At 50.7% G+C, this 11,583-nt stretch carries 9 protein-coding genes and 1 tRNA gene; 2 read left to right on the plus strand and 8 right to left on the minus strand.

Features of this window, described 5'->3' with window-relative positions; genetic code table 11:
• Window positions 1–2: 2 nt before the first annotated feature.
• From AC14M5_RS08025 to AC14M5_RS08060, 8 genes are all read right to left on the minus strand, one after another.
• Window positions 3–1,760, minus strand: a complete 1,758-nt coding sequence (locus AC14M5_RS08025; protein ID WP_484029129.1) for a glutamate mutase L — start codon at window positions 1,758–1,760, stop codon at window positions 3–5.
• A 5-nt stretch (window positions 1,761–1,765) separates the two neighbouring features.
• Complete coding sequence (locus AC14M5_RS08030; RefSeq protein WP_484029130.1) at window positions 1,766–2,446, minus strand: hypothetical protein; 681 nt, start codon at window positions 2,444–2,446, stop codon at window positions 1,766–1,768.
• A 1-nt stretch (window position 2,447) separates the two neighbouring features.
• The gene (locus AC14M5_RS08035; protein ID WP_484029131.1) at window positions 2,448–4,985 is read right to left on the minus strand and encodes a zinc ribbon domain-containing protein; all 2,538 of its coding nucleotides are present in this window, start codon (window positions 4,983–4,985) and stop codon (window positions 2,448–2,450) included.
• Window positions 4,985–5,596: a hypothetical protein gene (locus AC14M5_RS08040; RefSeq protein WP_484029132.1), complete on the minus strand. Its 612-nt coding sequence runs from the start codon at window positions 5,594–5,596 to the stop codon at window positions 4,985–4,987. Before AC14M5_RS08040 ends, AC14M5_RS08035 begins: the two co-directional genes overlap by 1 nt.
• Entirely contained in the window at window positions 5,596–6,327 is a 732-nt protein-coding gene (locus AC14M5_RS08045; RefSeq protein ID WP_484029133.1) for a DUF6754 domain-containing protein, read from the minus strand. Before AC14M5_RS08045 ends, AC14M5_RS08040 begins: the two co-directional genes overlap by 1 nt.
• The gene (locus AC14M5_RS08050) at window positions 6,324–6,569 is read right to left on the minus strand and encodes a hypothetical protein (protein ID WP_484029134.1); all 246 of its coding nucleotides are present in this window, start codon (window positions 6,567–6,569) and stop codon (window positions 6,324–6,326) included. The genes AC14M5_RS08045 and AC14M5_RS08050 overlap by 4 nt, the downstream gene beginning before the upstream one ends.
• A 79-nt stretch (window positions 6,570–6,648) precedes the next feature.
• Complete coding sequence (locus AC14M5_RS08055) at window positions 6,649–7,896, minus strand: glucose-1-phosphate adenylyltransferase (RefSeq protein WP_484029135.1); 1,248 nt, start codon at window positions 7,894–7,896, stop codon at window positions 6,649–6,651.
• Between the two features lie 373 nt (window positions 7,897–8,269).
• Window positions 8,270–8,352: transfer RNA gene (locus AC14M5_RS08060), tRNA-Leu, on the minus strand.
• A gap of 44 nt (window positions 8,353–8,396) precedes the next feature.
• Between AC14M5_RS08060 and ychF the strand changes: the two genes are divergently transcribed.
• The gene (gene ychF, locus AC14M5_RS08065; RefSeq protein ID WP_484029136.1) at window positions 8,397–9,455 is read left to right on the plus strand and encodes a redox-regulated ATPase YchF; all 1,059 of its coding nucleotides are present in this window, start codon (window positions 8,397–8,399) and stop codon (window positions 9,453–9,455) included.
• 93 nt (window positions 9,456–9,548) lie between these two features.
• On the plus strand, window positions 9,549–11,429 hold the full coding sequence (locus AC14M5_RS08070; protein ID WP_484029137.1) for a M3 family oligoendopeptidase: 1,881 nt from the start codon (window positions 9,549–9,551) through the stop codon (window positions 11,427–11,429).
• Window positions 11,430–11,583 lie beyond the last annotated feature (154 nt).

The raw sequence follows: 11,583 nt of genomic DNA on the forward strand, positions 1-11,583 counted from the left end.
ATCTACTCACCTCCAAGGGTCCAGCTCCATTTTTTGATGAGTTCACGCCGGCGCACCGCATCGGATGGAAGATCCAGGGGACGTCCGCGCCCATCGAATACCACGCCTAATGCCCCGCCGCTTACTGGGATGGTGCCGCCACGGCCTGATCCAAAGCCGACATCTGCCCCGCGCAAACACTGAATGGACATCTTGCCAACTTCTCCGCTGGATAATGGCAGAGTTTCAATACTTCCATATTTCAATTCGACGCGCGCTTCGGCACCATTTTCATAATTCAACTTTGCACGCAGAATGGGCGTGCCATAATTTGCGGAGACCACCGGGGATACCACTGTGCCCATGCTAAGGAACGCACCAGACTCAAGAACTTGCACAGGCAAAATATTATTCTGTGAGGCCGCCGCGCCCAGCAATGGAAGCAGGTTATTTTGATCGAGGATCACAGTGGTCACGCCCACAGGCTGGAGAGAGTCAAGAAGCAGGAGCAGGCTATGGCCGGGGCGCGAAGCGTCGCTTAATGAGCTGCCTTCCGCCAGGATGGGTTCAAAGAGCGGAGTCAAAGTCGGCTTGATGCTTGCGATATTTTTCGGAAAGTCACGGCGCGCAGATTGCATCGCAAGATATAAAGCTTGTCTTGAAACTGCCTGAGTCATGGCAAGGTCTTCCTGCGTGGCGGCGATGCTGGATGGGTGCAATGATTTTTGATAAAGATAATCACGCAGTGCACTTGGCGACAGGTCAAGTGATGACCATCGCAGAATATCTTCGAGGGTTGTGTAGTTCGTCAGGTGAGAAAGATTTTCGCCCAGGCCAAATTGCGGATAAACGCTGAGCGTGGATTTGCCATGGAAGCCCGCCGAAATGATCGCGGCGGATGAGCCGATATCCACGCTCAAGATTCCTTTTTTTGCGCCATAAACTTTTGCAAGGAAGCGCACCATACGCCCAGTGGCATAGGCAGTCGGGAGCATGTGCCCACCAGACCATAGATCCAACATATCCACACCTCTGATCTGTCGTTTGCGAATGTTGATGAACATACGTGCCAGTTCGCGTTCTGCGGGGTCAATGTCTTCCGTTTCAAGCGATGGGCGAACATTCGGGCTGAAATGCAGGGAAGTGGCAAGCGAACCGACCAGGCTTTTTACTTCCTCTTCCATCTTTTCGTTGCCCGCAAACAATACGGCGGGACGTTTTTCTTCCGGTAACAGGAAGCTTGCAAGACCAATGGGTTCAAGTAATTTTTGAATGGAACGTGATGCGCCGCCATCGGTTCCCCCGGTGATGACCACCAGGTCCGGGCGCAAACGCAGGATGCTGTCAATTTGCTGATCGGGCTTGCGCAGGTCGTTTAGCCCAATCGTATCCACAATACGTGTATAAGTTGATTCTGTCAGCCGGCGTGCGCTATCAAGGGATACATCTTTCAACAGACCAACAACCACCGTTTTGACAGCAGGCCCTGCAGACAGGGTGACGACCAACGCATCCACCCCCGTGCCATTGGGTTGACTCGGCGTGATCAGCCCGCGCGATTCGTCCAGCAGGTTTTTCCCTAAAATCCTTTGTAAATTTGTGATCGCATTACGGGCACCCTCAGCCACGTCCCTAAAGGGTGCTTCGGCAGTGGTAGGCGCAGAGCCGGTAGCCACAAAGCGATATGCACCTTCGATAACATCGAACATCACCGCGCGCGTATTGGCCGCACCGACATCTATTGCGAGCAGGGAGTTACCGTCAACCAGTGAGGATGGCATGATGTCTAAAAATTCCCAAAGAAGTTAATCAGCGACGAAATGCGTTCGATCAACGCAGTTAGCGCAGCGGAGTACACACCTGCAAAGATCGTGCCTAGTGTAATGCCAATGAAGATGCGCCCAACCCAGGCCGAAATCTCAATCAACCCAAAGCGGTGCATGGAACCATCTGCTTTGGGGCGGGCGCCAAAATGGAAATAGATCAATGTAAAAACCGTACCCGCCAGAATGAAAGCGCCGTTAAAAACAACCTCAATCGCGCTGATGTTACGCGCACTTGCGGCGCTTACGTCGAAGGCGTTAATGGTGGCCGAGGCCTGTGGAATCAGAGTCCCGGTCAATGCGCCGGCGATGATGACTGCCGCTCCCGCACCTACCAGGAAGGCCATTGCGATGCGCGCAATTCCCGCTAAACGCGGCGATATTTTCATGAGGATAAATACCGAGCCAAGTAAAGGGATGGCTGCAAAGGCTTTCTCAAGAACGGAGCCAAATGCCAATGGATAAATGAGGCGAGGCACGATCACCTGCCACCATGCCACTGCGGCAATATATCCGGAAGAAACCCCCACGAAGACATACACTGCAATCCTAAAAAGCGGATTGTCCCCGATCAAATAACTAAGGATAAGAAGGGTAAATAAGAAACTAATAGCGCCTGTGATCAGATCAAGAGAGAACACCATGTTATTGCGCCTCCCTTGAAGCCGCGCGGTCACGCAGGCCGAGGGCTAAATTCCACAGGCCGCCGCCAAGCACCAACGCCATGGCAAGCAACATGCCGAGGCTAAAAGCGTCCCAATAGGAACGTGCAGTGCCAGGACGCCCGGCATTGTATTGCTCAAACAGTGCACCACCATATAAGCCCGACACCATGCCGCTGACTTGTTGTGACTCAAAATACGGCTGTATCATCGGTGCGGCTTGTGCGCTCGAAATTACTACAAATGGAATGCTGCCGCGTGCAGATTCAGTCTGCTCGATCCATGTGCGGGCGGCATCAGCATCATCAGTCACTACGACCATCGCTGCAAACTGCGAGAGGGAGCTGATCCCGTTCAGTGGGGCCGAAGCCCATGCGGGGGAGAGGGACATATCAAATGGAACAGTGACATGCGGATTTTGTGCAAAAGCACGGATGCCCATTTGTCCGCCGGGTAGGTAGCCAAGATTCAAATATTGGATTCCGCTTTGGTAGTTGTGCTCAGCCAAAGGTCCAGAAATGAAGCGCTCTGCCAGGATCGCGCCAGTTTCATTGGTGGAGATGAAGGTCAAATGCGGATGTCGTAAAAGGATCATTTGGTCAAACATCGGCGCAGCAGCGGCTTCCATCTCTCCGGCGCGGGCGGGTTCATAATCAACTGCAACCAATACGGGCGCGCCTTCTGGAATGGATTGAGCCACCTGCATTGCACCGTTGAGGTCAAGCGGAACTCCCACCGGCAATGAAAAGACTTGAGTACGCAGAGACAATGGAATCGTGATTGCCACAAAAATAATAAAGGAAAGGAACCAGCGTAAACTGCTTGAAGTTCTCAATGCTGAAAAGGATGCAATTGGAACGGGCGCAGTTTCCGCTGCGAGGATCTGTTCCAATAATGCCGCATGAGCCTGTTGTTCTTCACTGGCTTGTAACTTAATGGAATATGCTTTGGGTTTGCTGGTTGGCGCAAAGCCCGGCATTGCGGGAAGTACACCCTGCAAACCTGCCAGTGCACCGCGCGATTCCAAAGTTTGATCGCTGGGCGACGACATGGAAGATAACTGCGAGATGCCAGAATCCACCGGGCGCATGGCCTGCACCCACGAAGGCAGTTCACCGGGCGCAATCGCATCTGTGCTGGTGATGGGTGTAGGGATAGATGAAGGCGGAGCCTCGGATGCGCTTGAAAGCCAATCTGGCATTTCCGTAAATAGCTCATCCACGTTATCGGTTGCTTCAGAATCTTCGGTAAAAGCGGAGGGTGTAGAGCCTGCCGGGGTAAGCGGTGTTTCCGGTTGAAATGCAGATTCCGCCTGGAATGAATTGAGCCAGCCCGGGGTATCAGCTCCCTGGGCAGGTTCTACGGGTTGCTCTTCAGGTTCTGCATAAATGGATGATTGCGGCGCGGCGGCTCTTAACCAATCTGGAATATCGCTTGAGGCTGCATCCTCTTGCGCGGAGGGTTTCTCCTCTTCCGGTTCAGTAGGGAGGAGAACGGTTTTCGCATCGCTGGATGACAACCAGGCAGGCATCTCTTCTGCTGAAGAGGCGCTCTCTTTATCCCTCAACCATTTAGGAGTTGTATCCTGTTTGGGTTCTTCGCTTTGCGGGAGACTCTTCATCCAATCCGGCAAGCCTTCATCGGATGGGCTTTCAGCCGCTTCGGATTCACCGATACCTGATTCTGAATAAGCGGCAGAGTCTGCGCTTTTGGCTGGTTCTTCCTGGCCGCCCATGGCACGCAGCCAATCCGGTGTATCGAGTGAAAGTTCGGGGGCATCGGAAAATACATCTGCTGAAATATCAGAGGGTGTAGTCTCTTTCGGTGCATTCTCTTCCGCCATTTGACGCAGCCAATCTGGGGTGTCACTGGTTGGCGCGCTTGAGAATGAACTTTCAAATGACTGTGATTGTTCAGGCTGTTGTGCTTGTGCGGCACTATCTAAATTGCGGAACCAATCGTTAGCTTCATCTTTTTCATCCGCTTGTGGTTCGGAGGGCTTTAACCCGGCCAACCAGGAGGGTACATCTTCTTCTTCGGGCGTTCCAGCCGACTCTTCTTTTTCAAAATCATCCTTGCCGCCCAACTCAACCCAACGGACATCGGAAGATTCTGCCTGGGATTTTGTTGACTTTGAAGTAACGCCCGTAATACTGGCAAGCCAGTCCGGTGTTTCGTCTTCTTCATTTTCTCCCGCTTGAGATCGCAAACCAGCCAGCAGGTCATCTGAGCCTGAACCGGACTGCGGTTGTGACGGTGTTTGGGGCTGCTGCAAATTACGTTGCTGAGTCTGCTGGTCATCTTTGCGTGCTGAGTCACGCGCATCCCTTAGCCATTGCGGCAGAATGGGCTCAAGTTCTGCGGTGGTTTTCTTGGTTGGGACCTGCCCGGGTTTAATGGGCGCATCTGCCCCCTTTAGTGCGCCTGTTAAAGGTTGGATGCGAGCCTGGCAATATTGACAAAACTCCTGATCCGGCGGATTGTTTTCTCCGCATGATGGGCACTTAATGATCTCTGCCATTAATTGCCTCCATACGGACGGTCAGCGCCAAACAAAACGCGCAGGCCTGTAGTGAGTGTGCCAAGCGCAACACCGATCAAGATTCCGCGTGCTCCGCCAAGCGCCAGGATCTGCGTAACCCAGGGACGAATCAAAGTGCCGATTACAGGGATATTTCCAAACGGTAATGTGGCCGAGCCTAGCATAATGATAGCGGCTGTCATTAGAAAGATAATGCCCATCATATCGGCACGGCGGCGAAGAAGGCGAATTGCCGCGTATAGCAGGGATATGGTCAGCACGCCCATCAATGCGGCCTCAGTTGGAAGGATGATGCCGTTCATCACGATCTTCATTGTGGAGTGGTCCGGGCGTAGGATCATGCCAAGGAGCAGCGTAGCAACCAACCCGATGACAAGAAGCGCGCTATACGTGCTTCCCTTTTCAGCGCGTCGGATCTTATCCGTATGGACTGCGATCAAATTAAATATCCCAACCAGTGCGGCGAAGCCGGCAAGAATGATTGCCCAATTCAATAGAAGTGTTTGAACATCTGCCAGGGCAGGGAAAAAATAACCACCTAATATTAAGAGGCCCGCCGCGATGGCTATAACTGCGGTAAAGACTCGCATTAGAAAAGCCCCACGAATTTTGCGAATGCGCCGCCAAGCAAGGCTATGATTACCAGCCAGCGTAAAATATCCTGCACAGTCAGGCTGGCTGTATGTGAAGCACCTGCATTTAAATATGCACCTGCGGCGAATAATTCTTCGCCGATCAATGCATCCTGTGTGTTTGCAAAGAGGATGGCCTGCCCGGTCAGGTTTTCGCTGGCGCCGATCATGGTTACGTTTTCACGATCTGAGGCTTCGGCCAGCAGGCCGACTTCGGAGCTAAAATGCCCGACCATGATATTTGCAGAGACATTTTCGTTTTGAGAAATATGCATGGCGCCGGCGGCATAACCAAATGGGCTTAACCCCGTTACGCGGCCCGTGGTTGGAACGTATAACTCATCCACACCTGCGGCTTGATAACCGGCCTGCAATGTATCCTGTGTTAACAAGCCAAGCGCCGGGTCACCGGCAGATGCAACAGCGGGCTTATCACTAACCGATGTGCGTTCTGCAATGATGCGCAGCATCGCCAGTGCCGCCAATGCAGAACCTCCGCGTGAATCCAACAGGCTTCCGTGCCCAAGAGAAACGTGCATACGCGTGCCATCTTCCACACTTAACCCCAGCGTGCGATACAAGCGCGTAAACGCAGGAATCTCACGCAGGTTTGCGGGCGAATTTCGTTTCCAAATGGTGATTACAAGCAGAAGCACTGCGCTTAAGATAAGAATTATCAGAGCAATCATCGGTTTGCCTCCTCCTGAATTAAGAAGGATGCAAAGGCACGCGCTTCTGTTTCCTCTTCGAGTGTTTCAGCGAGTGCGGTCAACTGATCGTTCTTGATAAAGCCGCCTCCAAAATAAATCGCCTGCGCACCAAGCAAAGCAAGAGGGCTTCCTGCTTCAAGGAACGAGGCGATCAGATTTTGAAGTTGATATCGGCGCAAGGACTCTGCCCAGCGCGGCCAAAATTCGCGCGGTGACTTCATAGTTAATGCGAGTATAGCATAATTTTAATGTTGACCCTCATACCCCATGCGGGGGAGAATTGTAGTTCTATGAAGTATGCTAAGGAGCAATGGTTGTATCAGACAATATCTCTGCATCCTTCGGGATCAAAACGATTCCATCACGCACATACCACTTATCGTTATCAATATCCGTATTGCGTGGGAAGGGGCGGATGGTTACATTGCTTCCAATGCGTGCGTTTTTGTCGAGGATCGCGCCTTCAATGTGACAGTTTGTGCCGATACCAATGGGCAGGCCTTCGCGGTCACGTTCATAATAATCGGAGCCCATCACAATGGTGTCTTTGATCACACAGCCTGCGGCGATCTGGCTGCGAATGCCGATGACAGAATGATTGATATTGGATTTGAGGATACGGCATCCCTCTGCGAGCAAAACATTTTGCAGGTTACTGTCTTCCACAATGGAGCTGGGCAGGAAGCGTGTGTCCGTATAGATCGGGAGTTTTGCATCGTAAAAATTGAAGGGCGTTTCAGGTGTGGTGAGCATGAGATTGGTCTCATAGAACGAGCGGATCGTTCCAATATCCTGCCAATAACCATCGAAGTCAAATCCGAAGACTGCGTGAGAAGAGATGGCCTGCGGGATCAGGTCACTGCCAAAATCGTCATGGTTGGGAAAATTCGTTAATAGCTCCACCAACACTTTTGCATTGAACATGTAAATACCCATGGAACCCAGGAATGGTCTCTGCGGATCATCGCGGCTCATATATCGTTTTTGGATTTCAGGATCCTTGGGTTTCTCCACAAAGTCTGATATGCGGCCATTTGCTTCGCGTTTTAAGATTCCGAAACGCGTCACTTCCTGTTTTGAAACGGGCTGCACTGCCACTGTGATGTCCGCCTTATTCTCCCAGTGATATTCGGCCATGGCCTTGTAATCCATGCGATACAAATGATCACCGGCAAGGATCAGTACATACCTCGCGCCAGTGGAGAAGATCTCTAGTAATTGTTTGCGAACCGCGTCGGCTGTGCCCTGATACCAGTCTGCGCTTTCAAGGGTTTGCTCTGCGGCCCAGATCTGCACCCAGCCCTGATGAAAGGCATCAAAGTTATAGGTGCGGGTGATATGACGATGCAATGACACAGAGTTGAACTGCGTCAGGATCGCGATGCGGAAGATCTCTGAATTAATACAATTACTAATGGGAATATCAATGAGGCGGTATTTGCCCGCGAATGGCACGGCCGGCTTGGAGCGCATTTGAGTAAGTGGATACAGACGCGCCCCGCGCCCTCCACCCAAGATCACCGCCAGGACATCGTTCAACGAGGGCATAATGAGCCTCCTGGGAATTTTCTTCGCCTATACACCAGGCGAGATAATTCTTATTTTACACCCGTCATCTTACGAATGCGATGAATCACATACACAATTGGATATGCCAGCAGGACCAGGACGTCAATAGCAGCGAAGAGCAGGTAGAGTTTCATAAATTATTAAGTCTCCAGAAAAAAGTGAATGGACTCGTCTCAGGAGGATTTACGTTTTTCCAAGTTTCAGGTTGTTTAGTTGTTTATACGATTGTACAATTCAGAAAACCCACTGTCAACGCTGGCGGTTGAAAGATATATAAAACTCAAACGTCCTCCTGAAATGGAGGACGTTTGAAGGTGATGTATAATACCGCTTCGAATACAATATTTGTTAGTGCCGAAGGAGGGAATCGAACCCTCATTCCCGTAGGGAACACGATTTTGAGTCGTGCGCGTCTGCCTATTCCGCCACTTCGGCTCTTTTGCGAACGCAAGTATACCACTCCCAAGAACAAGGTCAAGATGAAACTAGGAATTATTGGATTACCCCAATCAGGAAAGACTACCATCTTCAACGCGCTTACGCGCGGTAACGCTCCCACCACTGCCTCTGCAGGGCGCATCGAAGTTCACCAGGCAGTCGTGGATGTCCCCGACCCGCGCGTGGATAAACTCTCCGGCATGTTCAACCCGAAGAAAACAGTCTACACCAAGGTGACATACGCGGATATTGCCGGGCTGGAAACTGGTTCAGCCAAAAGCGGCCTTTCCGGGCAACTGTTGAATCAACTCAACCAAATGGAAGGGTTGATCCTCGTGGTGCGCTGTTTTGAAAATGACAGCGTGATGCATCCCAGTGGAAGCATTAATCCATTGCGTGATGTGGATACAATGTTGACCGAGCTTCTACTGAATGATCTGATCGCCGTGGAGCGTAAGCTGGAGCGCCTGACCGATGAACGCAAAAAAGGTGGCACAGATAAAGTATTAAATGCGCGTCAGACAGAGTTGTTTGAAAAACTACACAAGACGCTTTCAGACAACAAACCATTGCGCAGTGTGGAATTCACACATGATGAGCAGAAGGAACTTTCCAGTTTCGGCCTGCTGACTCGCAAACCGATTCTGACCGTGTTCAATCTTGGCGAAGGACAGCAAGCTCCCGAAGCAAAGCTTGATCATCCCTCGGTTGCGTTGATGGGCAAGCTTGAAATGGAGATCGCCCAACTCGCCCCGGAAGATGCATCCGTTTTCATGGAAGAGTATGGCATCAAGGAACTCAGCCTCAAGCGCATGATCAATTTATCCTATGAACTCTTGCAGATACAGACCTTCTTCACAGTTGGTGAGGATGAAGTGCGCGCATGGACAACGCATCGTGGTGCGACGGCGCAGGAATCTGCTGGGGAGATCCACACCGATCTTTCGCGCGGATTTGTGCGGGCCGAGGTGGTGGCCTACGAAGACTTGATCAGCCTCGGGTCCATGAATGAAGCGAAGGCCAAAGGGAAGCTGAGACTCGAAGGCAAGGAATATTCTGTCAAGGACGGCGACATCATGCACGTCCGATCCAGTTTATAAAATTTACTACTGTAGGGACACAGCGGAACTAATGCGTGACTTTGTCCGCAATCGTCTCGCTGTGTCCCTACAACGTGAAAAGAGGAGAACATAATGGCTTACAAACTTTCCAAATGGGATCTCTCCCCGCTGTATCCAGGTTATGAAAGCGCAGAATTGCAAAGCGCATTTGACATGATCGAAGAACAGGTCACTTCGTTTGAAGGTGTGCGTGACAAGCTCAAGCCCGATATGCCCGCCGAGCAATTTGTGGATGTGTTAAAAGCCAGCGAAGCAACGACGCGTATTGGCAACAAATTGTATTCATTTGCCGGGTTGTCATTCACAGCTGATACACAAGACCAAAAAGCGCAAGCATTGCAAGCGCGTGTGCTGCAATTCCTGGCGGAGATTGAGAATCGCACTTTGTTCTTCAGTTTATGGTGGAAGGATTTGGATGAGGAAAATGCGAAGCGCCTGATGGGGGCTTCAGGTGATTACCGCTATTATCTCGAGGCGATGCGTTTATACAAGCCGCATACTTTAAGCGAAGCTGAAGAGAAGATAGTCAACCTGAAGAACGTGACCGGTGTGAGCGCATTGGGCAACTTATATGACTCGATCACGAGCCGTTACGCATTCAAGATGAAGTTCAACGGCAAAGAGAAGGAAATGACTGCGTCGGAATTGCAGTCTTACCGTTACAGCACTGACCCGAAAGCGCGAGCCGAAAGTTATCAATCACAGTTCAAGGTCTTTGGGCAGGATGGCCCCATCCTTGGGCAAATTTACCAGACGATTCTGCGTGACTGGCACAATGAGAACGTCAATCTGCGCAAATTCAAGACTGCTATTGCACCGCGCAATTTGAATAATGACATCCCTGAAGAGGCCGTAGAAGCTTTGCTGAACGTGGCGCGCAAGAATGTAGGTATCTTCCAGCGCTACTTCAAGATGAAAGCCAAGTATGTCGGCATCCCTTCGGGGAAATTACGCCGCTACGACATTTATGCGCCCGTGGCTGCTTCCAAGAAGACCTATAAATTTGATGAAGCGGTGACCATGGTGTTGGATGCCTTCAATGCCTTCGAGCCAAAGATCGCGGATTTGGCGAAGCGTGTCTTTGACGAAAGCCGCATCGACAGTGAAATCCGCAAGGGCAAGCGTGGCGGTGCATTCTGCTGGTCTGTTCTACCTGAGATGACACCGTATGTGTTGGTCAACTATCAGGGCACGGGGCGCGAAGTGGCGACCCTCGCCCATGAACTGGGTCATGCGATCCATGCCATGCTGGCATCGCATCACAGCACATTTACATTTCATTCATCGCTTCCACTGGCGGAGACAGCCTCCACCTTCGCAGAAATGGTTTTGATTGATAAATTGCTCTCGGAAGAAAAAGATGAATCCGTGCGCCGTGACATTCTCTTCAAACAAATGGACGATGCGTACGCAACTATCATGCGCCAATCTTATTTTGCAATGTTCGAGAAGACCGCACATGAGATGGTGCAAAAGAACGCATCAGTAGATGACCTAAGCAATGCCTATCTCGAAAACTTGAAAGAGCAATTTGGTGACTCGCTCGATCTGAGCGACGAGTTCAAATGGGAATGGGTGAGCATTCCGCACATCTATCAAGTTCCGTTCTATGTGTATGCTTATGCTTTCGGTCAATTGCTGGTGCTGGCTTTGTATCAGCAATTCAAGGCGGAAGGTGAATCGTTCAAGCCTAAGTATCTCAAGATTCTCTCCGCGGGCGGATCGGAAGCACCAGAGAAGATATTAAGCGAAGCCGGCATCAACATCCGCGAGGCGAAATTCTGGCAGGGTGGATTCGATGTGCTGGAGAAATTGGTCAGTGAGTTGGAGAAATTACCTGTGGAAGCGAAGGGAAAACCAGCAGCAAAGGCCAAAGTGAAAAAGGCTGTAGCGAAGAAAGCCAAGCCTGCGAAAATGAAATCAACCAAAAGTAAAGTGAAAAAGAAAAAATAATAAAAGCCATAAGCCGCTCTTCTCAGAGCGGCTTATTATTGAAGAGAATATATAAAACTAAACCAAAAATGCTTATAATTGGAGATGATTAGGGAAAAGAAACTGTTGACTTACGTAATTTCAATTTATCAAAAGCATTAGAACGGAATGGATT

It is taken from the genome of Candidatus Villigracilis sp. (assembly GCF_057083605.1).

What these genes read in the sequence shown, in the direction of transcription:
- AC14M5_RS08050 (WP_484029134.1), bottom strand. Translation starts at nt 6,569, where the DNA reads ATGAAGTCACCGCGCGAATTTTGGCCGCGCTGGGCAGAGTCCTTGCGC.
- AC14M5_RS08045 (WP_484029133.1), bottom strand. Translation starts at nt 6,327, where the DNA reads ATGATTGCTCTGATAATTCTTATCTTAAGCGCAGTGCTTCTGCTTGTA.
- AC14M5_RS08030 (WP_484029130.1), bottom strand. Translation starts at nt 2,446, where the DNA reads ATGGTGTTCTCTCTTGATCTGATCACAGGCGCTATTAGTTTCTTATTT.
- AC14M5_RS08025 (WP_484029129.1), bottom strand. Translation starts at nt 1,760, where the DNA reads ATGCCATCCTCACTGGTTGACGGTAACTCCCTGCTCGCAATAGATGTC.
- AC14M5_RS08035 (WP_484029131.1), bottom strand. Translation starts at nt 4,985, where the DNA reads ATGGCAGAGATCATTAAGTGCCCATCATGCGGAGAAAACAATCCGCCG.
- ychF (WP_484029136.1), top strand. Translation starts at nt 8,397, where the DNA reads ATGAAACTAGGAATTATTGGATTACCCCAATCAGGAAAGACTACCATC.
- AC14M5_RS08070 (WP_484029137.1), top strand. Translation starts at nt 9,549, where the DNA reads ATGGCTTACAAACTTTCCAAATGGGATCTCTCCCCGCTGTATCCAGGT.
- AC14M5_RS08040 (WP_484029132.1), bottom strand. Translation starts at nt 5,596, where the DNA reads ATGCGAGTCTTTACCGCAGTTATAGCCATCGCGGCGGGCCTCTTAATA.
- AC14M5_RS08055 (WP_484029135.1), bottom strand. Translation starts at nt 7,896, where the DNA reads ATGCCCTCGTTGAACGATGTCCTGGCGGTGATCTTGGGTGGAGGGCGC.